Origin of the sequence: Persicitalea jodogahamensis, assembly GCF_014651615.1 — a bacterium.
GTDB classification, from domain to species: Bacteria; Bacteroidota; Bacteroidia; order Cytophagales; family Spirosomataceae; genus Persicitalea; species Persicitalea jodogahamensis.
On record NZ_BMXF01000003.1, the window covers coordinates 1 to 26,411 of the forward strand.

At 49.9% G+C, this 26,411-nt stretch carries 20 protein-coding genes and 2 pseudogenes; 5 read left to right on the top strand and 17 right to left on the bottom strand.

All coding sequences use genetic code 11. From position 1 onward, the window contains the following. The 14 genes from IE117_RS15450 to IE117_RS15515 all read right to left on the bottom strand — a co-directional run. A partial coding sequence (locus tag IE117_RS15450; RefSeq protein WP_229580978.1) for an Nramp family divalent metal transporter occupies window positions 1-930 on the bottom strand: 930 nt, incomplete at its 3' end. 59 nt (window positions 931-989) lie between these two features. Then, on the bottom strand, window positions 990-1,343 hold the full coding sequence (locus IE117_RS15455) for a high-potential iron-sulfur protein (RefSeq protein ID WP_189565406.1): 354 nt from the start codon (window positions 1,341-1,343) through the stop codon (window positions 990-992). 54 nt (window positions 1,344-1,397) lie between these two features. After that, window positions 1,398-3,527, bottom strand: coding sequence for a PVC-type heme-binding CxxCH protein (locus IE117_RS15460; protein ID WP_189565407.1), 2,130 nt, complete (start codon window positions 3,525-3,527; stop codon window positions 1,398-1,400). Window positions 3,528-3,580: 53 nt separating this feature from the next. Beyond that, window positions 3,581-4,681, bottom strand: a complete 1,101-nt coding sequence (locus tag IE117_RS15465; RefSeq protein ID WP_189565408.1) for a right-handed parallel beta-helix repeat-containing protein — start codon at window positions 4,679-4,681, stop codon at window positions 3,581-3,583. A gap of 65 nt (window positions 4,682-4,746) precedes the next feature. Beyond that, window positions 4,747-6,579, bottom strand: a complete 1,833-nt coding sequence (locus IE117_RS15470; RefSeq protein WP_189565409.1) for a RagB/SusD family nutrient uptake outer membrane protein — start codon at window positions 6,577-6,579, stop codon at window positions 4,747-4,749. Between the two features lie 23 nt (window positions 6,580-6,602). Next, a complete protein-coding gene (locus IE117_RS15475; protein ID WP_189565410.1) occupies window positions 6,603-9,734 on the bottom strand; it encodes a SusC/RagA family TonB-linked outer membrane protein in 3,132 nt (1,043 codons plus the stop codon). 142 nt (window positions 9,735-9,876) lie between these two features. After that, window positions 9,877-10,689: a glucosamine-6-phosphate deaminase gene (locus tag IE117_RS15480; protein ID WP_189565411.1), complete on the bottom strand. Its 813-nt coding sequence runs from the start codon at window positions 10,687-10,689 to the stop codon at window positions 9,877-9,879. Window positions 10,690-10,716: 27 nt separating this feature from the next. Continuing rightward, window positions 10,717-12,036: a sugar MFS transporter gene (locus IE117_RS15485; RefSeq protein ID WP_189565412.1), complete on the bottom strand. Its 1,320-nt coding sequence runs from the start codon at window positions 12,034-12,036 to the stop codon at window positions 10,717-10,719. A gap of 37 nt (window positions 12,037-12,073) precedes the next feature. Continuing rightward, window positions 12,074-13,393, bottom strand: a complete 1,320-nt coding sequence (locus tag IE117_RS15490) for an NHL repeat-containing protein (RefSeq protein ID WP_229580981.1) — start codon at window positions 13,391-13,393, stop codon at window positions 12,074-12,076. Between the two features lie 75 nt (window positions 13,394-13,468). Then, a complete protein-coding gene (locus IE117_RS15495; protein ID WP_189565413.1) occupies window positions 13,469-14,434 on the bottom strand; it encodes an amidohydrolase family protein in 966 nt (321 codons plus the stop codon). A 15-nt stretch (window positions 14,435-14,449) separates the two neighbouring features. Further along, window positions 14,450-15,835 carry a neutral/alkaline non-lysosomal ceramidase N-terminal domain-containing protein gene (locus IE117_RS15500; RefSeq protein WP_229580983.1) on the bottom strand — a complete coding sequence of 462 codons (1,386 nt, stop codon included), beginning with the start codon at window positions 15,833-15,835 and terminating at the stop codon, window positions 14,450-14,452. Continuing rightward, window positions 15,832-17,214: a DegT/DnrJ/EryC1/StrS family aminotransferase gene (locus IE117_RS15505; protein ID WP_189565414.1), complete on the bottom strand. Its 1,383-nt coding sequence runs from the start codon at window positions 17,212-17,214 to the stop codon at window positions 15,832-15,834. The genes IE117_RS15500 and IE117_RS15505 overlap by 4 nt, the downstream gene beginning before the upstream one ends. Before the next feature lie 134 nt (window positions 17,215-17,348). Further along, window positions 17,349-18,362 carry a Gfo/Idh/MocA family protein gene (locus IE117_RS15510; RefSeq protein WP_189565415.1) on the bottom strand — a complete coding sequence of 338 codons (1,014 nt, stop codon included), beginning with the start codon at window positions 18,360-18,362 and terminating at the stop codon, window positions 17,349-17,351. A gap of 134 nt (window positions 18,363-18,496) precedes the next feature. Next, entirely contained in the window at window positions 18,497-19,555 is a 1,059-nt protein-coding gene (locus IE117_RS15515) for a LacI family DNA-binding transcriptional regulator (RefSeq protein ID WP_229580985.1), read from the bottom strand. A gap of 81 nt (window positions 19,556-19,636) precedes the next feature. On the opposite strand from IE117_RS15515, the gene IE117_RS15520 reads away from it, so the two are divergent. From IE117_RS15520 to IE117_RS26585, 4 genes and pseudogenes are all read left to right on the top strand, one after another. After that, window positions 19,637-19,939, top strand: a complete 303-nt coding sequence (locus IE117_RS15520; protein ID WP_189565416.1) for a transposase — start codon at window positions 19,637-19,639, stop codon at window positions 19,937-19,939. Window positions 19,940-20,079: 140 nt separating this feature from the next. After that, a pseudogene (locus tag IE117_RS26575) lies at window positions 20,080-20,226 on the top strand (IS3 family transposase); the annotation flags it as partial. Between the two features lie 193 nt (window positions 20,227-20,419). Further along, window positions 20,420-20,644 carry a DDE-type integrase/transposase/recombinase gene (locus IE117_RS26580; RefSeq protein ID WP_374757971.1) on the top strand — a complete coding sequence of 75 codons (225 nt, stop codon included), beginning with the start codon at window positions 20,420-20,422 and terminating at the stop codon, window positions 20,642-20,644. 12 nt (window positions 20,645-20,656) lie between these two features. After that, window positions 20,657-20,848: pseudogene (locus tag IE117_RS26585) on the top strand (IS3 family transposase); the annotation flags it as partial. Between the two features lie 1,388 nt (window positions 20,849-22,236). On the opposite strand, the gene IE117_RS15535 reads toward IE117_RS26585, so the two are convergent. Continuing rightward, the gene (locus tag IE117_RS15535) at window positions 22,237-23,391 is read right to left on the bottom strand and encodes a cytochrome-c peroxidase (protein ID WP_229580987.1); all 1,155 of its coding nucleotides are present in this window, start codon (window positions 23,389-23,391) and stop codon (window positions 22,237-22,239) included. A gap of 692 nt (window positions 23,392-24,083) precedes the next feature. On the opposite strand from IE117_RS15535, the gene IE117_RS15540 reads away from it, so the two are divergent. Continuing rightward, a complete protein-coding gene (locus IE117_RS15540; protein ID WP_189565419.1) occupies window positions 24,084-24,848 on the top strand; it encodes a GntR family transcriptional regulator in 765 nt (254 codons plus the stop codon). Window positions 24,849-24,861: 13 nt separating this feature from the next. Here IE117_RS15540 and IE117_RS15545 read toward each other — a convergent pair whose 3' ends face one another. Beyond that, on the bottom strand, window positions 24,862-25,581 hold the full coding sequence (locus IE117_RS15545) for an SGNH/GDSL hydrolase family protein (protein ID WP_189565420.1): 720 nt from the start codon (window positions 25,579-25,581) through the stop codon (window positions 24,862-24,864). Beyond that, the gene (locus IE117_RS15550) at window positions 25,578-26,204 is read right to left on the bottom strand and encodes a glycosylhydrolase-like jelly roll fold domain-containing protein (protein ID WP_189565421.1); all 627 of its coding nucleotides are present in this window, start codon (window positions 26,202-26,204) and stop codon (window positions 25,578-25,580) included. The genes IE117_RS15545 and IE117_RS15550 overlap by 4 nt, the downstream gene beginning before the upstream one ends. Window positions 26,205-26,411: the final 207 nt, after the last annotated feature.

The window sequence follows — 26,411 nt, forward strand, 5'->3', positions numbered from 1 at the left end:
GAGCTGACTGCCGAATCCCAAGGCATCGCCCAGCAGGGTACCGCCCACGGTGGCGTTGCCGATAATGGACGAAAAGCCCGCCCCGAACAGACCCGTCAGGAAAAGAAAAGAGGCATAAGATCCGAAAAGCGGTTCCAAAACCCGGGACATATCCGTCGCGCTGGTAAGCTTGATCCCCTGCGGATGCAGTACCGTGGCGGCGCAAATCAGCAGAATGGCGCTCATGGTACCCAAAATCACGATTCCGGTAATACTGTCGTTGCCCCGCTGGACGGACAGGTTCACGATTTTCCGGCGTTCCTGCACTAAGTAGGATTGATAAAATGCCCCCACGATGGACACGCTGGAAGCCATGAAAGCAATGACGAGCCCCGTAGAGCCCGATGGAAGTGATGGCTTCAATCCGGACGCGATGCTGCCAAGTTGCGGCTTTACCAAAAGGAGCGTCGTGACGAAGGAAAGCAGCATGATCACGATCAGCGCAATCATCGCCTTTTCCAGCACTTTGTAAAAACTCCTGAAAAACAGCAGGCCGATACCGGCCAGCGTGAAGAGAACAATCCAGGGATTGGCCGGGCTATGCGTCATCTCGCCAATGGCGATCCCCACACCGACAGCATTGCCGGCCTGAAAGGAAATACATACCAGAAAAACGCCGATTCCCACCGCCATGGCCGCCGCCCGGCCAAACCGGTCCCTGACCGAGCTCAACAGCGATTGCTCGGTGGCCAGTCCGATTCGGGCCGCCATGGTGGTGAACACGATCATGAACAGCACGGCGATGGGGACAATCCACAGTAGTTCAAAACCGTATTCGGCCCCGAGTTTGGAAGTAATGGTGAGTTTGCTGGGGCCAAACACCAAAGCGGCCGTAATCAGCCCTGGCCCCAGCGTTTGTAGCCACCGAACGATTGTGATATTTTTTGTCAACTCATCGGGTAGTTTGGGAGGGGAAATATATCATACGAGCCTTCGGGCAGTTCATATCCTCATACTTGGGGTGCCCAATAGGTGCAATAGCCTTCAGGCGAAACGGGTCCGGCGAAAAGAAGGCATCCGCCGCATTCCGATCCTTCTTTCGGCGGAATAAAAAGCTGACAGTTACGGCATTCTTTGTCAGGAATCGGCGAAAGGTTAGTGTAGCCCAGAGATTTCCTTTTTTCAACATCCACCGCCGGAACTCCCGTCAAATCCTCGCAGGGAGTAGCCTTGAGTTTTTTATCAGTAGCCACGCTTTTCTTACTGCTCCCACAGCCCGCCAGCCAGAGTCCGGCAAGAGGAGCGACAAAAGTCATTTGCCAGCATTTCCGCAGAAAGTTCCTGCGTTCATTTTCCTGCTTCATACTCAAAAAATTGTTTGTCACCACTTTGCAAAATGCGTTTGATTTTCATTTTTCCTAAATAGTCATGACCTGCCGAACGCTTTCGATGGCCTTTTTCAAAGCCGCTGACCCACTTTTTTCAAGCTTTTGCAGCGACTTTATTGCCGACTTATCGGGTTCGCTTCTATTTGGGGACCGCTTGATTCCGTTGGTCAGTCCGTTTAGGGCCGCTATTTGCCATTCTTCTGGCATCTTGGATAAGGATTCAAGCAAAGTACCTACCTCATTCTTCCCGTTCCGCGACCCAGCGACGTATGCATAATCTTCGATTAGTTTCAGTTTACCCGGCGTGGCATTTTTAAAGAAAGTACCTTTGCCAATCAACGTTTCCAAAAGCGCGGGGGAGATACCTAATTCGGAACTGAGTACCGCCAGCCGATGCATAGGCTGCTCCGCATTTTTCTCAACGATGCGGGCCAGAATAGGAATTACCTTTTCATCGGAAAATTGACCCATACTTAACGTAGCCTGATACGCCACTTGTGGCGAAGGATCGTCAGTTAATCGAATAATCTCCGTTAGTAATTCAGGGTACTTTTCGGCTAAGACCAGTGCTTGTTCCCGCAGACCAGGTTCAGCATCTGTCAGTGCCTTTCTCACCTGCTCTGCGTTCAGCGCCTCCATACTTTCCAGGGCGTACATTGCGTGCAGCCGCGCTTTGGCGTTGGTACTCTCGTTGAATGACCGGGTCAACATCGGGACAATACTTTGGTCTTGCCTTTCAAGCAGCAGTCGCTGGGCGTTGAGCCGCCACCACTGATTGGGATGAGACAGGAGGGTGACCAATTCAGAAGATTTCTTTGCTGTAAGATCAGGCAGAACCACTTCGCGCTTCTGCCCATCCTTGGGGAAAATGCGCCAAATTCGGCCATACTGTCTTCCCTGAGCGAAGTCCATATCTTGTTTCAAATCTTCGGGAATTGAAACGGGCGTCTCTATGTGCTGGCGGTACATATCCACTAAGTATAAATACCCTTCCGGGCCAGTATAGAAATTCACGGGCCGAAACCAAGGATCAGTCGAGGCGAGGAATTCCTTGGATTTCTCATCCGATGCCCGAGAGGCGACATAGGCGGGTTGTTCATTGACAGAAGAGATGACATCTCGGTGAACGAGGTTCCCCATGACATCGCCGGTAAAGATATTTCCGTAAAATTCCTTCGGAAAACCATCCCCACCATAAAAAGTGCCGCCAGAAGCCCCCGAGAAATGAGCACGGGCATATTCTTTGCGATCCAGCCCCAGGGAATCGTATTGAGCCTGCCGACGGTCGGTGCGCTCCTGACGCCAGTAGGGTGTCTCCGACTTCTGAAACATTTCAAGACCGTGGTCTGAAATATTTACCTCTGAATTGTACGATGGCAAGTATGCATGGCGATGGGCATAGCGCCAGGCAATAGGAGCCTGCCGAATGTGCAGGGTGTTTTGGGAATAAAAACGGTGTCCCCAATCATCGATGGCCATGCCAAACTGCCCGGTTCCCGACTCAGACTCGAACTGGTCGCGGTCCAGACGGAAGCGAAAATCTCCGCCTGAAACATCGATGGCCCGAGCATCAGGCTTACGTTTGTAAGTGACGAGACCGCGCTGGCCGTGGTTGTTCGCGTAGATCCAATTGTCGGGACCAAAGTGCAGGTTTGTAATCTGAGCTTCGGAATTCTTGTCAAAAAAGCCCGTAAAAAGTACTTCCCGCTCGTCGGCCTTGCCATCGTCATTGGTATCTTTCAGGTATAGAATATCAGGGGCCGCCGTCACGATAATCCCTCCCTGCCAGGGCAGCACACTGGTGGCACTGGGCAGGTTATCGGCAAAAACGAAGGACTTGTCGACCTTGCCGTCTCCGTCCGTATCACGAACCAAGCGAATGCGCCCCTGGTAGTTTCCCGGTTTTGCGTCGTAAGGATAGTCGCCCATTTCAATAACGTAGATATTGCCCCGCGCGTCGAAAGCCATATCCACCGGCGAGAGAACGTCCGGCTCCGATAAGAACAGGTCGATGTCGAAATCGGCGTTGAGCTGGAAGGTTTTACGCGATTCGATGGGGGAAAGTGCGGCGGCGTAGCGCTGGGCGTACCCCGTAAAGACCAGCAGGCAGAAGATGCCAGTCAATGATAGTTTTTTTATCGAGAAAATCGGTAGGTTCATTTTGAATGACAATAAGTTAGGAAAACAAATCCAGTTGCAAATACCCTGGACACCTACTCAGATTTAACAGGACGTTCCCCGTAAATGTTGTCAAAAACGGTCGTTTTCTCTTCGGCCAGTACCGCAGATTTGGCATCGGGGTGTTTCGTGATCCAGTTGTTGCGGACAACGCATTTTTCTTCCGGTACTCCCCGAATACCGACCGCTTTTTCGGTACTTCGGAAGGTGTTGTTGTAAATCTCGATAGACGTCCCGGCGATGGTCGTGCCATCCTTGCGATCCCGGCCACCGTGCATGTCAAAACAGTGGCTGAGCGAAGTACCCAATTCAACATTGTGCCGGGCTACGTACCCGCATCCGGGACTACCCGTTCCCGCCAGTGAATGACGATTACTGTCAAACAGGTTAAATTCAAACAGGGCAGAAGCCACAGCCAGCGAAATGCCGTAGCCCAGACCTTTGTATTGACAATGGTGGATATGGTTATGGTGGATATTGTGGTCCTCACCTTTAAAAAGAGCAATGGCTCTTACGAAGGCGGATATCTCGCAATTATCCACTTCCAGCCGGGGAAACTCGGTATGGATGCCCATGGAGGTGGGGAATCGGTAGTAATATTCTCTGCCCAATCCCCCTTTACCGAAAGAGCGCGTGTGGTGATCCTCATATCGCTTCGGGTTGGGCCCCTGAATGCGCAACCCGGTGATTCGCACATCCGGTCCGGCGATTTTAAAGATAAAGGGTGTTTTGAGGGCATCGCTGGTCAGAAGCGCACCTTTTGAGCCATTGTGGCCCCGCTCCCCCGCAATGACGACGCCTTCGGGTACCATCATTTCTAGCTCCTCGATGTAAATCCGCGTGGTCAGGTCGATTTCGGTTTCACCGGGGATGAAAATTACTTGCCCGGACTGCACTCCTGCCAAAGCATTGATCAGCTCGTCCAGATTCCTCACTACGAAGTCTCCATCCGATATTCGCTTTGCATAACCCGTCCCCCCCCCGATGGGACCACGTTGGTCGGGTTTTGCACCGTAGATTTTGCCGCCCAGTTCCAACCAGGTTGGCTCGTCATTAGCAGTCGCAGGGTAGAAATTAAAGTCAGCCGCTGCCGCCACAGTATCGGGGGCAGCGGCTAATCCTAATAAACCGGACATGCTACTAACAAAGGCTCTTCTGTTTACATCCATGGGACTTAATTTATTTGCACTAAGTTTTTCGCTCAATCCCAACCGGGGTTTTGCTTTATGGCCTGATTTACCGTTATCTCGGAGGTGGGAATGGGAGAAAGAAGATCTTTCTGGCTGACATTTGTAAAGTATTTGACCGCCGGGCTCTCGGGAATATCACGCTGGGCAGCCTTGCCCACTTCCTCCATGGTTTTCAGGAAAATACCCCAGCGAACCAGGTCGGCTTTCCGCTGGCCTTCCTGACTAAGCTCGCGCAAACGCTCATTCTGAATTACAGCTAACATGCTCTCCTTAGTGGCAGTTTGGGCGGATTTGAGGTCAGCGTCAGAAGGATTGTTTATCTGGCTGGTCGCCGTTGCTCCAGTTCCTCCACCACCAGATAGAACCACCTGGGGTGCGGAGGTATAGACTCCTTCGGCAAAGTAGGAAATTCCCTCCGGATCACGAATCAAATTGATGCCCGTTACCTGGCCCGCTGAATTGATGGTGGCCGTGGCTTTAGCGCCGCTGCCTCCGCCCCCTGAGAAGGCCACGGTGGGTGCGGTGGAGTAGCCGCTGCCCCCATTGATTACCTCAACCTTATTAACACCCTTCGACCAGGCCCGCCGCCTGACGCGATTAACGATTTCGACAACTTCGGCGGTTGGACCGTTGATCGCGTTCTCGGCTTCGGCGTACATCAGCAGCACGTCAGAGTAGCGGAGAATCGGGAAATTGATGGGCGTCCGGAGACCTTTTGGCAAGAGGGTTTCATATTCCCGACGCCATTTCGCGGGAAGCAGCTTGTACTTGTCCTCCTGCGTAGTCGGAAGGCCCGTGAAGGTCTTTTCCCCGTTTATCTGGCTGTTGTTGTAGGTGAAATGCGCGATGTTAAACCATTTTCGCAAATCGCCCGGCTCGTAGACATCGTAAAATTTAGCCGTGATGGACATGTAGGCATCGGCCCGGCCCGTAGCAGAACTTGCTACCGAGCGTGGGCCATTGATATACCCCAAACCAGTTGCTTCACTGTACTGATCCAGCAGGTTGCCCCAGAACTCAACCTCCCAAATGTTCTCCTTGATATCGTATTTATCACCCGCCAGGTTTTTGAAAATCTGGGAATAGCTGGGATTGAGGGCGTGGCCTCCTTCGTCAATGACTTTCTTGGCCCACTTTTTTGCTTCCGCATACCGACTCTGATCTTTGAGCGGTTCGCCGGCCATCGTGAGATTTACACGCGCCAATAATCCGCGCACCGCCGATTTGCTGATGGCCCCCCCAAAACCAATTGCATTAATGTCCGGTACCAATGGCTCGGCCTGCGTCATATCCGCCACGATCTGGTCGTAAACTTCTTTAACCGAAGAGTTAGGAATATCCACATCCTCCACCGAAAGGGTCGGCTCCGTACGCATCGGCACACCACCGTAGTATCGCACCAGCATGAAGTAGTAAAAGCCCCGCAGGAATAAACTTTCTCCCCGAATCACATCCCTCTTCTTTTGATCGATTTCGGGATTGTTGTCCACGTTGGCGATCACAACGTTCGCGCGGTTGATTCCGCTGTAAAGGGTGGACCAAAACGAATCGTTGTACCGATCGGCTGGAGAATAAAAATAATTCCAGGGGCCGGTCGTCAGCGTAAAGCGATTCATATAGGCCATATCAGCATCCCAGGCGTAAAGATAATGGGCCTGGTGGCCGTACAGGGGATTTTCACCGAGAGCGCTGTACACCCCAGCGCGGGCAAATTCGAGCTGCTGCTCGGTACGGTAATAATTTGAAGGACTTAAAAAATCAGTGGGCTCAGTTACCAGGAACTCTTCGCAGGCGCTGAGAGACAACAGGAAACCTAGAGCCAGTATATTGCGTATCGTTTTCATATATGTTCAGTTTAAAGGTTCATTTAGAAGGATGCCTTGATGCCAAAAGTAACCGTCCGGGCCTGGGGGTAGCCTGAAAAATCGAAGCCAGGAGACAGAACGGGGTTGAGGATAGAAACCTCGGGATCCAGGCCGGAGTATTTGGTCCAGGTGAGCAGGTTCTGACTGGCGACGCTCAATGTCAGGCTATTTAGCGCCAGGCGCTGGATGATACTTGCCGGAAGCGAGTAATCAAGTGACAGGGTTTTCAGCCGCAAATAAGAGCCGTCCTCCACATTTTTAGAGGAGTAAAAACCGATGGGTCCCTGACCGCGCGTGCGGTAGTTTTCGTTGGTCGGATTCTCCGGCGTCCAGCGGTTAACGTAGCTGGCGTATTGATTCACATTGGCTCTTGCATTACTATTACCTTCTAATGCGAGTCGGTTTGCATTAAAAATGTCGTTGCCGTAAGACCATTGGAAGAAAACATTCAGGTTGAATCCTTTATAACCGAAGTTGTTGGCGAAGCCACCGGTATGGATGGGTTGTCCCCGGCCGATAACAGCCAAATCGTCATTATTAATAACGCCATCGCCGTTAATATCGCGGTACTTGATGTCACCGGGTTGTATGGTATTCCGTACCGCTCCGTTGGTCGGGACGCTCTCCTTTAAGACATATTTCCCGTCCGACGGGTTGTCGAAGTCCTCGAACTGGTAATTACCCTCCCAGATAAAACCGTACATCATTCCGGCGGGTTTGCCGACTTCTGACACGTAAAGGGGTTTGTTGAATTGGGATTCGTAGCGACCATTGGCGGTGAGCCTTTCCTGACCCCGCGTCAAAGCCAGTATTTTATTGCGGTTAAAGCTGATGTTGAAACTGCTGTTCCACTGAAAATCTTTCTTTGCAAAATTGACTGTGTTCAAGGTCAGTTCCAGTCCTTCGTTCTGCAATTTGCCAATGTTCTTTACTGCCGAACTAAATCCACTGGTCGGGGGAAGATCCGCTCGCAGCAAAAGGTCCTGCGTTATTTTGCGATAAAGATCGATTTCCAACCCGACCCGGTTTTCTAACAATCCCAACTCATACCCGATGTCGTAGGAAATGACCTTTTCCCACCGCAGGGCGGAGTTGCCCACCGCTGTGATGTACACGCCACCCGTAGGGGTCTGGTTGTTGAAGGAGTAGCCATTCAGCGATTGGGTCAAGCGGGGCCGATTCTCAAAATCGCCGATGCGGTTGTTTCCGGTGCTCCCGTAACTTCCCCTTATTTTGGCATTGGACACAAAGGGAAGCGCGTCGGTAAAAAATGATTCCTGTCCCATATTCCATCCCAATGCGATACCGGGAAAGTACCCCCAGGGATCGGCAAATTTGGAAGAGCCATCGGCCCGGAAAGTGAAAGTCGCCAGGTATCTGGACTTAAAGCTGTAGTCCAGCCGGGCGGCGTAGGAAGCCATGGTGTTTCGACTCGATACTGATCCCGGATTTTCTACTATTCCTTCGTCTATTCCGTCGATCCCCAGGTTCTCGTTGGGGAGGAGCCGCCCCGTGTATCCACTGGAATAGTAATCGATCCCGTTGACGGCAAACAGCGCGAGTGCGTCGAAGGAATGGTCGCTTACCCGCACTTTATAATTCAGCGTGTTCTCGTTGGAGTAGCTACGCTGCACGTTATTTCCAATCGAGCCATTGATTCCGTCGGTGTTGTTCGGGTTAAAGGGACTTCCCTGGGAAGTTTTTGAGTTGTAAAAGCGTTCGGTCTGGACGTTGTTATGTCGTATCCCGGCAGTGGTTTTGAAAGTAAGCCCTTCGGCGAGGCGGTAGCTGAGATAAGCGTTGGCATCCAACACATTCGTGTTATTGTATTGGTACTGGTTTTCCAGGTCGATCACCGGGTTGATCCTGAAATCAGAATTTCCGACGGCATCGGCATCCACTAATTCATTTTCCAGGCTCACCGAGGGATCAGGCGCTACCGGGCGGTATACCCAGGTGCGAAACATGACGTAACTCGACGGACTGGAACTGCCCGCCCCGGAGCTAAGGTTTTGTCCAAAAGAAGACAATCCGCTGTAGTTGGCCGTCAGCCCGACCTGCGCCCTTTCGCCGATATTCTGATCCAGGGTGAGTCGGCCCGAGTATCGTTTCAAACCCGTGTTAATAACGACCCCCTTTTGGTCGAACAGGGAACCGGATAGGGAATAGCGGGTCTGGTCGGTGCCACCACGCAGCGAAACGTTGTAAATCTGAACGGCTCCAGTACGGAATACTTTGTCCTGCCAGTTGATCCCCTCCACATTTCGGTAATCTTCCAACGTTTTGCCGTCGGTAAAGTACGCCGCAGTGCTTTCCAATGTAGGGTTGAGCTCCTGCTGATACTTAACGAATTCGTAAGGACTCATTAAGGGAATCTGCTGGGGAGTGGACTGAAAGCCCAACGAAGTGGATAACGAAACGACTGGTTTGCTTACTCTGCCTCGTTTAGTTTCTATCAGAACTACCCCATTGGCGGCCCGTGAGCCGTAAATTGCCGTAGAAGAGGCATCTTTTAAAATACTGATGGATTTGATGTCCTCCTGGTTCAGCGTGCTGGGGTTGAGATCCTCAATGGGGAACCCATCCACGACAAAAAGTGGGGAAGTACTCTGGGTGAGTGATCCCGCCCCGCGAATAAGAATATTAAAGCCACCACCCGGTTGGCCATCATTGGACGAAACCTGCACGCCAGCCACACGTCCGGCCAGGGCGTCGGCAAAAGAGGGGACCGGGGCTTTAACAATCGCTCCAACATCCACCGTGCCCACCGAACCCGTTAGGTCACTCTTGCGCGCTGTACCGTACCCAACTACCACCACCTCATCGAGGGCTTTGGCATCAATGGAAAGGACTACGCTCAAGGTGGTTTGATTACCGACGGTTACCTCTTTGGTCAGGTAACCCACGAAGGAAAAGACCAGGACTGCGGTGGCATTCGGAACATCTAGGTTAAAATTGCCGCCTGCATCGGTGACGGTTCCCCTTTGAGTTCCCTTCACCAGAACGCTCACTCCGGGTAGCGTCCCGCCATTTTCATCAGTAACCTTACCGCTTACGGTAGCCAACAGTTTGGATGCATAACTCCCTCCGGCATTCGCACCCTTTGATGGTGCGGCGGCGAGCCAGGAAGACATCAGTAGAACAAAGCAGAACGCGGACAGAGCCCTACTCATTTTCGGAATACACCGGTCAGAAATGTAATTTCTGCGGCAATCGGGTACAAGCTTTCTCATAGTCGGTTGTTTTTAGTTTAGAAAAATAGTCTTCACAAAAATTTTAATTTAATGACTGGAATAATTGACTTCGAGTCGAAAATTTCCCTGCGCTTTCGGGGTCCAAAAAGAGGGTGGCCGATGGGTGCCTGCGCATGATAGTAGCGGGAAACTCCTTTGAAACAGGTTCACTCAATGTGTGGCTAACGGCCACTGTCTTAGTGCTTCCCGGAACTACACAAAACAAATGGCGGGCGCGGGTCAGCGCAGGAATGGTGAGCGTCAGGGCGCTGACAGGTACTTGGTCCAGACTAGGGAAACAGCCGTCATGTACCTGTTGCTCCCGACTTCTGAGGTCCAGTTTAACTTCCTTCACAAGATCGGGGTCGTCGAAATCAGCTGCGTGCGGGTCGTTGAACGCGATGTGGCAATTCTCGCCAATTCCCATGCACACAATGTCCGTTGGGTATTTAGCCAGTAACTCGGCGTAGCGGCGACATTCTGCGCCCGGGTCCGGAGCATTACCATCCAGATAAAATACTTCGTTGATGGGTACTTTGCTGAAAAGTTTTTCCCGCAGGTATTCCCCAAAACTTTGGGGCGCGTCCGAGGGCAAGCCGATGTACTCGTCCATGTGGAAAGCCCTGACTTTATTCCATTCCAGATTAACGTTCGCGGCCATTGCGGCCAGAAACTCATTCTGAGAAGGGGCTGAGGCAAAAATGATATTCACTTTTTCCTGGGTCAACAGCAGTTCCCGGATCTTTTGCGTGACCGACAAGGCGGCAAGGGCTCCCATCTCTGGCCGATTTTCCAGGACTTCTACCTGAAGGTTTTCTACCTCGAAACTACGGGCGGAGTACATTTTAAAGGTCATGATATTACGTTATTTGTTTAAGGTTTATCAAATAGCCCACTTGCGCACCTTGTGCCCTTTCACGGCGTAAAAGACCAGATACAGATAGCAGGGAAATAATACCCAGTAGGCCGAGCGCAAGTCGAATTCGTCCGCGAAATGACCATAAAAGAGTGGCAGGATGGCGTTGCCACAAAGGCCCATGATGAGAATGGAAGCTCCCAACTTCGTGAATCTGCCTAATCCGTCTAGCGCCAGCGGCCAGATGCCAGCCCAAATCAGCGAGTTGGCCAGGCCCAGCAGCACGACGAACCAGATGGAAACGTCCGCCGAGTGACCCATGAAATTTGTGGTGCCGCTGGCAAACAGGATCAGCAGCGTGAAAATGGTACCCAACCCTGTGCAAATGCGCAGCGCGGTAACCTGGCTCATAAATCGGGGAATCGCAACGATGCCAATGACATAGCCGCAAATGGTAAGAAAAAGCGTATAGGAGGGAAACACCTTCGCTTCCAGCAGTCCAATTCCCATCGAACCCGCGTAACTGATGATGGTATCAATGGCGATGACTTGAGTTCCTACGTGTAGAAAAATGGCCAATGCGCCGAGAATCAGGTGAGGAAATTGGAAGATACTGGTCTTTCCAGCGTTCGCGGTAGCCACCTCAGGCGTTTCCTGCTCGGTGTTTATTTCGGGCAATGGGGAGCGGTAGACCAGGTAGCCCAGCACGAAGAGGAAAGTGCCCAGGACGGAGTAAGGGACGATTACCCGTCGGACCAGTTCATCCAGCGCCGTGGCACGGGCGGCCTCGCTCATGGTTTCAAGTTCGGCAAACATGGCCGTGTCGGTCGGGCGCAGGATGACCGCCGCAAAAATCAAGGGTGATAAAATCCCTGCTGCCTTATTACAGATACCCATCATGCTAATCCTCTGGGCAGCCCGATCCTTCGGACCTAACAAAGTGATATAGGGATTCGCAGCGGTTTGCAAAATGGCGAGACCAATGCCGATCGTGAACAGACCCAGCAGAAAAATCTCGTAGGTACGGGTTTGTGCGGCCGGAACGAATATAAACGCTCCGAGGGACATGGCCCAGAAGCCAAACATCATGCCTTTTTTGAAACCTACTGCTTTCAACATGTAAGAGGCCGGAACCGACATGATGAAATAGGCAATGTAAAAGGCAAAAGCTACGAGATAGGCCTGGAAACTGGTCAGTTCGCACGCAATCTTGAAGTAGGGAATCAGGATCGAATTGACCCAGGATATGAAACCGAAGATGAAAAACATCACCCCGACCAGCAGAAGCGATAGTCTGGTTTCGCTTTTGTCGAGGGGCTTTTTTTCGGTTATTGTAGTCGTTGACATAGGCAGGGTTTTGAAATAATAGTGTTTTAGGGCGGTTTTAAAAGACGCTCGGAATTTTGACCAGATCCTGAATTTCATTGCCTCCGTGTTCGAACCGGGCCAGCGTGTACACACTGCCGTCGTTGCCTACGGTGACCGAATTCACATAGGTAGGCCGACTACCATCGTCGTAGAAAATGGGCCCGTGGTCGCGGTATTTTTTTGTGGGAATATGGTAGGTAATCAGATGCAGGTTTTCCAAACCTTTGGCGGCTCCCTTGGCAATTTCATCCGCACCTTTCACCCGCTTGCCGTTTTCATAGATTGGTCCACCCGTGAGGTAGTAAATCGTGTCGCCGTCAGGGCCGGGCTGAAAACCAAGATAGCCATAGCTGAACTGATCGAACATGCCACTTTTCCGCGAAGGTTCGGAAGTGATCCTGTCAACGATTTCTATTTGATTGGATTTCGGGTCGAATTTGAAAAGGTACCCTGAGTTCCCGTGAACCCCGTAAGCTACCTCCTCAGGAGCATACCAGAATATTTTACGCCAGTTATAGCCCATATTACCGGGGCGGGTGGGGTCGTATTTTCCGAAATAATCCAGCCGCAAATCCAGATCGTTGACCTTTCTCAGCCGCTCTGCACCCGGCTTGTAGATGAGGATGTCGCCCTCCGCCGTTGATATGTACACGCTGCCGTCACGGGGATCGACCAGCATGGAACGGCAAATAACGCGGTAATCTTCCCCCACCACTCCCGCCTCTCCCCGTCCGCAGGTGAGACCCAAATCTTTCAGCTCCCCAGTTGAAAGGTTGTAGTCAAGAAATTTGCCCAAAGGCCAGGTCAACGCATAAAGATGCGCCCGGTCCCGATCGATGGTAAGGGTAAGAATGCCCTCCCCGTCCGGTGCGATGGCTAAGTCTTCGAATTCTCCCGATGCCAAATCGTAAGACAAAAAATGGCCACCGGGATATAGTCCGAACCCCTCGGGTGCTTTTTCGGGAAGCCGCTCCATCCCGTCGATCATCTCGTAATAGCCGACGTGGGTGGCGAAATAGAGCTTGCCATCATGTTCGTAAAAGCGAACGTGGCTTTTCCCCTGCGCGATCGTTTTCTGTTCTTTCTCACCGCAAATTTCCGTCAGGTCGCCCAGGAATTCCGTTTGGTCTGCTAGCGGGTCGTATCTATATATACGACCACCCTGATCGTGGGATTCCGAGCACAACACATAGTACACTTTCCCATCGCTGGCGGCGGTAATGGCATTGTAGGTGTCATGGGCCAGTTCGAAACCAGAGTAATAAGGCTTTGCTACCAAGTGATGGCCGAGCGGCATGATTTCTGTGGCGGAGTCGTAGCTGGGGGACGTGGTCATGATTAGGGGTAGATGATTTATATTGTAAAGTACTTTTAATGAGCCTGTTAAATTTTCAAAAGAGAAATCCGCAACTCAAAGGCGAAACAGCTTTTTGGCGTTTTCATAGAGCAGCTTTCGCTCGATGGCTTTGTCCGGGGCAAGTTTCCGGATGGCCGCGATAGTTTGGGCACCCTGGCAGTTGGGACCGTGGCCATCCGAATCCAGGCAATCGCTGCCATAAAGCAGCTTGTTTTGATGCCGTTCCAGAAATCCCCGGGCGTGATCCTCGTCCCGTAACAAGGCGCTCAACCCCGAACCCGCCGACATATCGCCGTACATGTTGGGGTAGTTGGACAGCAACTGGTCGGTCAGTCCTCCGGCGGTCACCTTGGTTTTGGGATAAAGAATATTCTGGTCAGTGTGATTCTTGTCAATGTTGGCCCACCAGGTTTGAGCATGACCGATAAAATTAACATCGGGGTACTTTTCCAGCATGGTGTGAAAGCGATAGAAGTCGTAGTTGAACATCGCGTATTGCCAGTGCATCAGCACAGGGACGCGGTACTTGCGAGCCAATTCATAAATAGCCTGCATCGCCGGATCGTCACATTCCAGGCCGAATTTCGACTCCCCTATGATCGGTGCACCAAGTTTGAGGTACTTTTCAATTTCGGCGGTGGCGTTCGGCAGGTCGGGTACTTCGTTGGCTCCGAATTTGAATGACTTCGGATATTTTTTGGCTAAATCGAAACAGGCCTCGTTGCCGCTGCATTTGGCCTGCAAGCCATTGGTAGTACCTTGGTGAGTCGAGAATCCAAAGGCTGGTGTGCCGGCGGGCAACAGGATGGTAGTCGTTGCTCCCAGGGCCTTTTGGTGGGCGATTAATTGCGCATCCGTCCGGCCCATGTAGTCGGTATGCTGGTGGATATCAATGATGGGTTCTTCAGCCACTAATCCATCGGCGTGGTTAAGCGCCAGCGCACTCCCAGCCAGCAGCATACTCGTACTGGTCAAAAAGCCCCGTCGGGTAAGTGTAGAATTATCCTTTTTTTGAGTCATTATCGCTTAGCACATTTAATTTTTTTTCACAAGTCCGGCTCGTTCGGCTACCTTCTGTACGCTGGAAAGAATATTCGTTTCGATTGACGAATGCCAGGGCGCTGGTTGCCCGTACACCATTTGGGAAGTTTCCCCTTCGTAGCCACCTTCCCGCAGGACTGTGGCCGAGGGAATATATCCCATCACAAAATTGGAGTAACCAAAGACGAATGTTTGCTCGCCGAACATCTGCTTGATTTTGATTGCGTACTCGATGAGCAGCTCTCCGCCCAGCGCCACGATGGGTTGGTCGCCAAGCCGCAATACCTGGATGGGGTAGGGGGAAGATTTCGCGAACGGTTCGCCTTTTTCTTTTTTCGCGAGCATCCGTTTGGCCCAGCGCTGGTAGTAAGGCACGGACGAATTCGCCATTTCATTCAGTTTTTCGTCGGTAGGCGCATCTGCCAAAGTAAGGTCGATTTCCTTATAGACCGCAGTGAGTTTGGGTTCTAGTGGCATCAATTCCTCTTCCACCACTCGCTTTACTGCGGCGGATAATTCCAGACCGTACTGTCGGGCCAGTGGGATAGTTCGGCGCGGTAAAGGATTTTGATCTGCTCCAGCACCTTGGAAAAACAGAGCGGTAGCGTTGGGATAGGTTTTTTCCAGTTCCTCCTGGGCAAAGCTCACATAGTCGCCCGACCAGTCATTGCCGGTAAGTACCGTAGGGTGGCAGGCGTAGCCAAAAGCGATCGCTTTTATATTTTGCTTGCTGTCCACTACCCTGATCACTGGAACAGCGTAATCATTGGGTCCTTTCAGTTCGGTCAATTGGGTTAACAGGTTGGCGTCATTGTTGCGGCGGTTGACCTGAAATCGCGTAACGCCGTTGGCGGACGACAAACTGGCCGTGTCAAGGTTGCCAATAGCCTGCCCCACAAGTGCTACAAGCTGGGTTTCGAGCCAACGAGAGTAGCGGGTGATTTTGGCTCGCTGGGTATCGTCGAGCGGATAAATATCAGTCAGCGCGTCCTCCAGCACTGGTCCAGAATGGGTGTGGGAGGAATTAAGCAGTACCTGCGCTTTTGTCAAGCCAAATTTTTTCTGCAATGATTCCTTGATATGATCCGAAATTGTCTTCGGAAGCCCGAGCAAGTCGGTCGAAATCAGTACGGCCCGCTGGCCTTGCGCATCTTCCAGAACGAGCGCCTTCGCCCACAACTCGTTCAATACCCCGTCCGAAGGTCGGTCGCGCGCGGCAAAACCCGCCATCCACATGGATTCCCGGGGCGTAATGATCGTGCGCGCCACGCCCGCCTTCCAGGTAGGTGGATACGACTGCCCGAAGCATAGGGGCGAGTGACTCATCAGCCATAGCAAGAGCCCTATTCCCAGTAATGGAAACTTACCCTCTAATCTCATTCGCTTTTGGCTTTAACTTGCTCCGCGTTACCATGCACTTTTTTGATCGCTGAGGCAATGGCATCCATGTCCGAGCGGCTGCCGAGCAGAAGGTTTTGGGTAAACCATACAGCCTCACTGCACAGTTTCTCATTTTCGGGACAGTAGTTCCGCTCGTTGTAATTTTTAATATCAAGCATCTTGGCGGGATACACCTTTCGATAGCCCGGCGACTGGAAGGTTTCAGCGAGAAATGGCTGGGTATTAAGCACGGTGTAGCCACTGGAACAGGGAATGCCCTCCATGCGCAAAGCTTTTAGAAACCCTTCACGGGAAAGACCTTTGAAACCTTCGGGGTCGTAGCGGAAGGGAAACAGGTGATAGGCCGCCCGGTTGACTTTTTCGTAAAGACGGTAGGGCATGATCCCGGGAATTTTTTCAACCTGGGACTTCAGGTAGGCGGCATTTTCGTTACGGGTGGTGGTTTGGGCGTCGAGCCGCTTCAGTTGGGCCAAGCCGATGGCTGCCTGGTACTCGCTGAACCGTAGTTTTGTCCCCTGCATGATGCTGCCAACACCCACCGCGCCCACCGCGGTGCCGTAAGGGTTGCCCAAATTGTGAAAGGAGTAGCAGCGATCCATAAATTCTTCGTCGTCGCTCGTGATAGCTCCCCCCTCTCCGATAGGCATGTTTTTAGAATTCTGAAAGCTGAAACATCCCGCCTGCCCAATGCTACCTACTTTTTTGCCACCGTATTCGGCCAGGTGGGCCTGGCAGGAGTCTTCGATTACTGCCAGATTGTGTTTTTTGGCAATCGCTAAAATCGGATCCATGTCGCAGGGTAGGCCCATGATGTGGACGGGAATGATGGCTTTGGTACGGGGCGTTATCTGAGCTTCGATTTTCGCTGGATCCATCTGGAAAGTTTCCCGATCCACATCCACAAATACGGGCATGGCACCGTTGGTAAGCACCGCACTGACGGTGGCGATGAAAGTATAAGGGGGGACAAGAACCTCATCGCCTGCCCCGATATTCATCTGAGCCAGGGCAATCACCAAGGCATTGGTGCCATTCACTACTGCCAGGGATCGCTTGGTGCCTATGGCACTGGCCCACTCCTTTTCGAATTCGAGCACTGTATCCGCCCGTGACCACACGCCGCTTCGCATGACTTCGAGCAGACGCTTTTCGTCGGTTTCCGGATCCCATTGCGGCCATTCGGGCCATTGAACCTTGCTCCATGCCGGAGTACCACCGAGCAAAGCGGGCTTTTCCATTACCCTGTTACCGATCACTGGCGCAGAGATGGTGGTCCCTATCACGGCACCCAATCCTGCCAAGGTATTGCGTTTCATGAACTCCCGGCGAGAGACGTGGTTATTTGGGGATTTGTCCATAGTCGTTAAGAATTTAAGAATAGGTCTTTGAGTTTATAGCTCAATCTAACACTGGAAAAATTTCGATCGATCAAATTTCGGGTACGTACCCGGAAATGTATAAAAAAAGAGCGGTTGCCCTCTGCATCATCTGGTCATTGGGCTTTACCCAAAACACTTTCCAAACTTACAGCCGAGCCGCCTCTTCGTTTGCTTTCGTCGGCCGCTTCCATAAAGGCAAACATTTCGATGGTCTCCTCAGGTTGCACGGGTACCTTTCCCGTCTCGAAGTACTTGATAATTTCAATCAGCAGGGGCTCATAACCAGCGTAAGGTCCCAGGTTAACCTCTCCTTCCTGAGTATAAACTGTACCCCCGTAATTATGCTTACCCGTCCGGGTTCCGCGAATGGTCCCCACGCGGCCATCGTTCCAGGTTCCCACCACAATGTCGGTACCCGGCGTGGTTACGCGAACGACCTCCCGGCAGCCAGTTCCCATAACTGTGAAGAGGGGTTCGACCGCGTGAATGCCATACCAGAACAAGTCAGGGTGCGTTTTTTCCAGGCTGGCCGGACTGAAAGTATCCGCGCCAACCACTTTACTTTTGTCGATGCCAACGATTCCGTTGGTGTAGCGTAGCGATGAGGCAGAAAAAAGCGGTATTTTATATTTCTTGGATGCCTGGAAAATAGCCAGCACATCTTGCAGTGAAGCGGCGATCGGCTTATCAATAAACACCCTTTTTCCAGCCTTGAGTACCTGAGTGGCCTGTTCAAGGTGCAAACGTCCGTCGTTGGTTTCCAGCAGGACGACATCCACATTTTTTAATAAGTCATCTATCGAATCGGCGATTTGAACGCCGTATTTCCTGACTTCTTCTATATAGCCTGGAATCCGGGAGGCGCTGGTTTCGATGTCGCGACTCCCGTAAGGATATGCAGTAACTACTTTGTATCCCATATATTCTGGCTTCGGATTTTCGGCATTCAGAACTTTAGTAAAGGCCGTGCTATGGGACGTGTCCAGTCCGATGATCCCAACCCGCTTTCCTTCTTCCGCTATTATTGGGTTGGCATGGATGCGGGTGCTTGCAAATAATCCCAAACTCAAACTGCCAATTGCGGCCTTCTCAATGAATGATCTTCGACTGTGCGCCAATTTATCCATACTGTATTGTTTAAGAATTATGGTTCCGGGTACGTACCCGTAAATTTAGAAAATAATATTGGAATACAATGGATTTTTCACTAAAACATTTGTTTTGTCAGAGGTTTTCTAGAAGAATGGATAAAGAAACTGGGCTAATTTCGATAATAAGCCTGATTTTCTTTGGTAACAATATCTATCGGCATGTAGTACTCTTTGTTGATTTTTGTAGAGAAAACAAGGGATTGGTACAATGCCATGACGCTCCGGTATCCCTGATCTTCAGGCTGGTGGCAAATCAAGAAATCAATGGTTCCTTTTGCCAAGAAAGATCGGTTGTCTTTGACTAAATCGTAGCCAACTAAAATTGGCTTTTTGGGGAAGGGTGCGCCATCCAGGTACCGGGCAACAAGCGATGTCCTTGAGTTCGTAACAAATACGGCAGCAGTTGTAGGATTTTTTGCAAATAATGTTTGTAACTGATTTGCCACAGATTTGAAATCAGTCTGGTGGATATCCACGCGTAGAATTGTTAGGCTATGTTTTTGATCAGAGAAATAAGCCCTAAATCCCTTCTCAATCTGTTTATAGGTGTAACTGTCCAGCGCTTTAGTTATATTTAGAAGCACAACTTTGCTTCCTTCATTTAAGGAATAGGTACATAGTCTTCCGGCAAGATACCCGCTCTGAAATAACGGGGGGCCGATGTAGGACAAACTGGGCTGATCGGGCAGGTTTGAATCGATGAAAACAAAGGGTATCTCTCTTTCTTTGCACTTGGCCACAAAAATTTCTGCTTCACTTATAAAAGAAGGGGAAAGCACTATTCCATCCACACCGGCTTTCAAAATTTTGGTAGTTTGGGCTGTAAAAGATTTTGGATCTTTGAGGCTGAAAAAATACGATTCCACCTTCACGCCATACTGGCTGATTTCCTGCTCAGCCCGCTGAATCCCTCGCAGGGGAGCGTCCCAAAAATCGGTCTCATCGGTAACGGAAGGGATGAGCACAGCCAACGTTATTATTTTGCCAGAGGCCAGCCGACTTGCTAAGAGGTTGGGTTGATAATCCAATTCAGCAATTACCTTTTTTACTTTTTCACGGGTCTTGGCCGAAACGCCGGTGCGGTTGTGGATTACGCGATCTACAGTTGCAATGGCCACATTAGCGCGGCGAGCAATTTCTTTCACTCCCTTCGGAGAATTTTCTTTCATAATGTTCTAAAACAATTCGTAAATCCTATTTTGAGGTGGTCCTGAAAATCCGGACACGAAACTTACTTAACTTCGTGTCAAATGGCAAAAAAAACATCATCCAACCGAAAGTACACCCCCGAATTCAAAGCTGACGTGCTCCGCTTAGTTGCCAACGGTGAATCTATTCTGGGCGTAGCTCGGAAAATGGGTATCAGTGACAGCATCATTCACTCTTGGCGTGCGGCTGAAAAAAAGACAAAAACCCGATCCGATGGCGGAGGCGGAAAGTCAACGACGGTTTTGGAAGACGAAGTCGAAACGTTGCGTCGGCAGCACTGCCAAACGGAAATGAAACGCGATATTTTAAAAAAAGCATTAGCCATTTTCAGCCGCATGAGCTAAGCCCGATCTACGCTTTCATCAAGCAGCAAGAGGCTGATTTTCCGGTCAGATTATTGTGTAAAGTACTTGAAGTCAGAAAAAGTAGCTATTACCAGTACCGCGCGGGAGTTATTTCCCACCCATCCACAGTCAAGCAAGAAATGACCGATAGGGTTCAAGATGTTTTCTGGGAAAACCGCCGACGCTATGGCAGTCGACGCATTCAGAAAGCAATCCAAGATGAAGGTGTCGAAGTGGGGCGTCATCGGATCAGGCGGCTGATGCAGCAGCAAAACTGGCGAGCTATTCAGCCACGCAGCTTTGTGCCTCGAACAACTGACTCAACCCACGGGCTGCGGGCTTGTCCCAATCTGCTGCTTGCGTTGGGCAAACCGAGTCGGCCCGACCAAGCTTGGGTAAGCGACATTACATACTTGCTATTGGTAGATGGTGGTTGGGCTTACCTAGCCAGCTGGTTAGACTTGTACTCGCGTCGGATCCATAGGCTGGTGCGTCGATTTAAACATGGAGGAGAGTCTGATTATCAGAGCTTTCGACCAGGCCATTACCTTACGTCGCCCACAGCCTGGCTTGATTATCCATTCCGACCAGGGTGGACAGTATTTTGGAAAGACGTTTAAAAGACGGCTTACTAAATGGGCTTACCGGCAAAGTATGGCTGAAAAAGAGAACCCCTACCAGAATGCTCATGCTGAGTCTTTTTGAGGTCGTTTAAAAGCAGAATTACTTGAAGATGGCTGCTTCGAAAGCCTGCAAGATGCTCACGACGAATTGTTTAACTATATCGAGGGTTATTACAACATTCGACGACCCTACTCCTCTTTGGGGTATCTGTCGCCTATCAATTTTGAAAACCAGTATCATAAAGCTAATTTCACCAATAACTCTCAATCACAAGTGTCCGGCTAAACAGGACCACCTCATTTGACTTATTTGAGCCTATGTTCCTCTCATACGTCTCTTCCAATATTACATTGTTTCACAACAGAGGCAATACATCCAAGGAGGAGAATCGCTTTTTTTGCGTCCCAATATTCAAATTTTTTTTTGCATAGCGATATACGAACTGGTAGCGTCTAAATTCAGAATGGTGTTTTGCTCTCCTTCGAAGCCGTCATTTCTGCATGGATACTAGTTGACAAAACGAACGTATATGCGCAACCCAAAGACCAAATTGGGAAAAAGCTTCAATTTTGTCAGCAGAGGATGGACTGAATAGACGGTCATTTTGCGCAGGATTACTCTCCTGAACTATTGACGACTGACTTCTATGATTCGAAATAAACGAATGACACTTTCCTTGTTCAGAACACCTTCAAATCCATTTTACTCGAATACCTATTTTCCAAACCCTATCTATCTTAGCGACGACCTCTTGACTTTTCAGCCTGTTGGGCATGGGCCCAAGGTATGAGTATTGGAGTTTATATGGAAATCGAGTTCAATGAATCCTATGGAAGAAATTTATGGCTCCACTTGATGGGACTTAATCTTAGTGGGTTTTTGCTGAGTGCGAAGCTAGTCTTTCAACACTTCAGTGGTTCACTCTTCAACCAACAAAAGCAATACACCCCGAAACCTGATCTCGTGTTCTCAGAAATAAAATTCTAAAAAAGAATCTATACCGAAAATCGTGACTTGGTTTATAATAGGGAGACATTCCACGCCCTGATCTTGCGATAATTCACTATCTACGCTTTCATAAAAGAGGAAGTCGAGTTGTTCATATATACAGAGATTGATAAGGGTATATAAGAAATCAATCAGAGAGGCGGAATATCAGGGAAATCCAATTTTTTTCCGCTCATTCTAATGTAGTGGTGTCCAGGCTGCCGCTTGTTGATTTCTTCCAAATCTGATGAGTTTCACAAATTTACTCCCTTCTATTATCTGCTCATTACCCTTTCGCTCCATGATTTTTGGCCTAGTTCGTACTTACGTCATCCATAGCACGCCTCCGGGCGCCCGGCTTCGCTTTAAAGGCACCGTCGTACTTTCTACGTTTTTTCTTTTCATGCATAAACATGCTAAGTTAAGCAAGTTCACTGTGCCCATAAACCGGATCATCTCAAATAAATCCTTCTCATGTTATTGAAGAATTTATTGCCCGTACTATATGATGGAATATCATCCCGGAAGATTTTCAAAATAACATTAGGGTTACATTGCGAGGAAACCAATGCTTGGGTCGTTCATCAATCGACCCATTCTGACCAAGATTTCAAGATGAGAAACCTGACAACCCGGCAAATTTTCGCATGCCATTCTAATAAAATATAATTTGATTTTGCCTGCACTCACTCGACGTTACCCTTCACCTTGAGGCCGCTGGGGACACGCTCGGGGACGCTCTTGTCAAAATCGTCGTCATTCAGCGTGTTCAAAAATTGCACGATGCGGGAAATGTCTTTAAAGTTGACATTCATTTGTGTGGCAAGGGTGTCCATCTGTTCCGGCTTCACCTTAGGATTGGGGATTTTGCCCCCTGAAATATCCTCGTAGAATTGCAGCACCTGTTCCAGATTGGCGATTCTGCCGCTGTGCATATAAGGGGCTGTATAGCGCAAATTGCGCAAACTTGGGGTCCGAAAGGCATAGGCGCCATTGATTCCGGCATCTGAATCTTCCCGATTTTTAGAATCGGGAACGCCAAGCGTATGCAACTTATAATCAGAGAGCATGGGGCCATTGTGGCATTTGGCGCATCCCGTTTTTAGAAATAACCTGAGTCCATCTTTTTCGCTTAATGAAAGCGCGTTGCTATCGCCGCGCATATATTGATCGAAGCGTGAGTTGGTTGCAATGAGGGTACGTTCATAGGAGGCAATGGCTTTTCCAAGGTTTTTTTCGTTGACGGGATTTGGGTCTCCGGCAAACACCGCTGCAAAACGTTGATAATACTCGGGAATATTTCTAATCCTTTCCACCACTTCGGCCAGAATATTTTCTTCGGTCACACTGTTGCCACGCATTTCTTCCAGGGTCGCGATGGGTAGCAGGGCTTGTTCTTCCAGGCCTTTGGCACGCAGATCCCAAAACATCGGGGCCGATTCGGCGCGGTAGGGTTCATGATTCTTAATGCCATTGAAGGCCGTATTCAACACACTTTGCGAGTTGCGTTTGGTGAAGGGAATGTCGTTTGGGATTAAAAAATGTCGCTTGCTACCGTTCCCCATGCCATTGACCCCGATGGAGGTTTCCATGAATTCGGCGTAGTTAAACTCCGGCTGGTGGCAGGTGGCGCAGGCAACGTCTTTATTACCCGATAGAATGGGATCGTAAAAAAGGAGTCGACCCAAGGCGATTTTTTCCGCGTTTGGTGGATTGTCAGCCGGATGTATGACTTCTAACGGCAAGGCACCGAGGTCGGCCAGTGTTTCGACAACTTTTTCTGGCTTTCGCTTCTCGCGATGATCATTTTGGCAACTCAAAAAGCCCCAAAGGAAGGGCAAAATGATTAATTTGAAGTAAAAGGAGTTCTTCACGGGAAAAAACTGAGTAGGGAATTTCAAGAATAAAATAAAACTGACGGCATATACCTCCCTTTTGGGGTTGTTCGGAATTTCAGAATGAGGAGTCATTCCAGTTGTGGTGTTGGCATTCTCTGAAAAGTCATCAACCAAATTTTAAAGAATTACTTTCCCAAGTCCTCCTCCTTTTAGCACAGCGGGTTAGAAGGAGCTTCAACACTGTGTTACCATGGTCCCGATCCTTTACCACCTTAAGCAGAGTTTATTTATTAAAGCTTTATAGGCAATTCAACAGTTCGGAAAGTCCAAATCCCTGGCCTGTGACTCCACAGATGTTCCAGCGCATTTGTTTATAGGGAAACAGATCGCGATTTATCCACGGACTAAGAGATTGAAAATTTTGTTGTGATGCGACTTGTAAAAATCGATAAGTTAACGATGATGTCTACATCATCAATAGTATTTTGAGACGGTCCGATTCATCAGCATACTATCGCTGCGCCGAAAACACTGTTTAATAGCCTGGCTTAACAAAAGCGTTATTCCTGACGGCAGGCTGTGTTTGGCTTTACAAAAATATTCCACTTTTGTCTGGTTGACATAGAAGTTGATGATCCGTTGCCGCCCAAAAGTGCTTAATTCTTATATTGCGGAATGAACAAATTCATTCTGTGATGACTAAACCTAAATTTATTGTCATCAGCGAGGGCATCATCGAAAAGATTAAGTCCGGTGAGTATCAACCGGGCGACCAAATACCTTCTGAAAACGAACTGATCAAGCAATACCGGGTGAGTAACACCACCGCGCGCAAAAGTTTGTTGGATATCGAATCCAAGGGCTGGGCCAAAAGAATCAAAGGGAAAGGCACCTTTGTCCTGAATCGCACGCCCGACCACCACCTGGTGCGGACCCTGGGTTCGATTATGGCGACGAGAAGGGGATTTCACGATAGCCTGATCGCGGAGGGGTTCAGACCAAAAGACCTGGTATTGGAGAAAGCGATCTTACCTGACGGAATATCTACGGAAATCGGCGGCAAGCATTTTATTATCGATGGCCCGGTTCTGAAAATCCACCAACTCCGGTATGCGGACGAGGAAATCATTAAGGACGAAATCAAGTATGTTTCTTTAAAACTCTGTCCGAATATCCACAAAAAACCGACCGAAATATCCTACTTCAAAGCGTATGAAACTACTTATCGGCTAAAAATCGAAGAAGTGAAACAAACGCTCAGTGCCGATATCACCCATCCCGAATCAAAGGATAATAATTTCGATCTAAAGCAGGCCACTCCGGTATTTATTTTGGATAGTGCAGTGGTGTGCGCCAACGGAAAGGTAGTTGAACTTGAAAGATCATACTACCGCGGAGACAAATACAAGTTTGCCATCGTGGCCAATCCTGAATATCACAACACCGATCCCGAAAGCTGATAGATTCCTTCCCTTACTTTTCGACAAACCAAGCCGAAATGGCCTCGGCTATGAGTTGATGGCCGGCCAAATTAGGGTGATTGACGTGTGACATGTACTCCTTTATCATCCCGGCTTTGGCTATTTCCTCGAATTCTGTAAATGGATCAGCCAGCCCGATGTGGTATTTCTCCGCCAGTCGCCGGATTTGTTGGGCGTGTTGTTCCAGGGGGTTGCCAGCTTGGGCAATGTCCACCCGCTGGTCGGGTGAGGGGGTGAGCAAGATCACCTTGATATCCTGCGCCTGCGCTTTTCGGATCATATCCTGCCAGGCTACTTTCGCCTTCTCTAGCCCAAGAGCACGGTCATTGAGCGCGTAGTCAATCAAAAGTACATCGGGTCGGTGTACCAATACTTCCTTCTCCATGCGCTCATTCCCTTTCTGAGCGTTTTCGCCGCCGATGGCGGTGACAATCACATTGATTACCGCGTAGGGATACTGCTCTTTCAACTTTTTCAACACTAAGTGTGGATACGACTCCAAGGTATGCACCTCATGATCGTGCCAGAAACCCGCCGGAACGGAGTGGCCGTGAAAGACGATATTGATCGTTCGGTTTTTGGGCCAGACTTTTTTCAACTCCTGCTTGATATCCGATAAATATTCCTTCCGATCTGCCGTTTGCGCATCTTGAGCAAATGCAGAACGGCCAAGGAGAAACAAAGTACCTAACACCCAGACTAGGCGGTTCATGGTTTGGTTGGTTTGACGGTAGAAATAGTAACGGGTCCTAGAAGCCCGGAATTTTTTAGAGGTACCTCTCCCCAGGGCGTCAGATTCTTGTTGGCTTTTACAATGTTCGTGTTCGTGAATTTTTCTCCAGTCAGCGCGTCTCCGGTCAGGCGGTTCGACCAGGTATTGGCAACTTCTATTCTCAGCCTATTCCCCCCTCCCCGTAGGTGTTTCGTGATATCGAACCGATGCGGCTTTGTCCAAGTGATACCCAGCGGCGCATCATTCACCCACACTTCAGCTACCTCTGCCAGCTCCCCCAAATCCAGGTAGATTCGATTTCCGGAAGCAGCCTTTGTGTATTCAAAACTCTTTTGGTAAGATGCGATTCCGGAGAAATACCAAATGCCCTTATCCGCTGATTCGGTCCAGGAGATCAGCTTGGGGATGGTGACCTTTTCGGGTGCACCCCATTTAGGCGGAAAGGTAAGGTCCCAGTCACCCGATAGCGTGATGGTGCCGGTGGGCGGAGATGATTTCAGAGTACCTGTGCCTGATTTTACTTCGATGGCCTGAGCATCCGTGGAATAAAAACCCTCGGTAGTATAGTGAATGGCCGGGATATGGCCAGTTGCGCCGACCAAAGATTGGTAGTGGGCGACGGGCGCATCGGTCGTAAATACTATAAAATAGGAGCCGTAGGGAGGAAGAGTCAGAGGAATGGTGGTCCCACCCTCTGCCTCATCGTAAATAGAAACAGGAATAATTTCTCCCGATTCAGGATTCCATATCTGGGGCTTCTTGCCCTGTTGCCGAAAGCGGCAATTTTGGGATAAGTTTCTATCCGTAGT

Coding starts and splice junctions, on each gene's coding strand:
- IE117_RS15455 (WP_189565406.1), bottom strand. CDS start 1,343: ATGAAGCAGGAAAATGAACGCAGGAACTTTCTGCGGAAATGCTGGCAA.
- IE117_RS15460 (WP_189565407.1), bottom strand. CDS start 3,527: ATGAACCTACCGATTTTCTCGATAAAAAAACTATCATTGACTGGCATC.
- IE117_RS15465 (WP_189565408.1), bottom strand. CDS start 4,681: ATGTCCGGTTTATTAGGATTAGCCGCTGCCCCCGATACTGTGGCGGCA.
- IE117_RS15470 (WP_189565409.1), bottom strand. CDS start 6,579: ATGAAAACGATACGCAATATACTGGCTCTAGGTTTCCTGTTGTCTCTC.
- IE117_RS15475 (WP_189565410.1), bottom strand. CDS start 9,734: ATGTCTTCCTGGCTCGCCGCCGCACCATCAAAGGGTGCGAATGCCGGA.
- IE117_RS15480 (WP_189565411.1), bottom strand. CDS start 10,689: ATGACCTTTAAAATGTACTCCGCCCGTAGTTTCGAGGTAGAAAACCTT.
- IE117_RS15485 (WP_189565412.1), bottom strand. CDS start 12,036: ATGTCAACGACTACAATAACCGAAAAAAAGCCCCTCGACAAAAGCGAA.
- IE117_RS15490 (WP_229580981.1), bottom strand. CDS start 13,393: ATGACCACGTCCCCCAGCTACGACTCCGCCACAGAAATCATGCCGCTC.
- IE117_RS15495 (WP_189565413.1), bottom strand. CDS start 14,434: ATGACTCAAAAAAAGGATAATTCTACACTTACCCGACGGGGCTTTTTG.
- IE117_RS15500 (WP_229580983.1), bottom strand. CDS start 15,835: ATGAGATTAGAGGGTAAGTTTCCATTACTGGGAATAGGGCTCTTGCTA.
- IE117_RS15505 (WP_189565414.1), bottom strand. CDS start 17,214: ATGGACAAATCCCCAAATAACCACGTCTCTCGCCGGGAGTTCATGAAA.
- IE117_RS15510 (WP_189565415.1), bottom strand. CDS start 18,362: ATGGATAAATTGGCGCACAGTCGAAGATCATTCATTGAGAAGGCCGCA.
- IE117_RS15515 (WP_229580985.1), bottom strand. CDS start 19,555: ATGAAAGAAAATTCTCCGAAGGGAGTGAAAGAAATTGCTCGCCGCGCT.
- IE117_RS15520 (WP_189565416.1), top strand. CDS start 19,637: ATGGCAAAAAAAACATCATCCAACCGAAAGTACACCCCCGAATTCAAA.
- IE117_RS15540 (WP_189565419.1), top strand. CDS start 24,084: ATGACTAAACCTAAATTTATTGTCATCAGCGAGGGCATCATCGAAAAG.
- IE117_RS15545 (WP_189565420.1), bottom strand. CDS start 25,581: ATGAACCGCCTAGTCTGGGTGTTAGGTACTTTGTTTCTCCTTGGCCGT.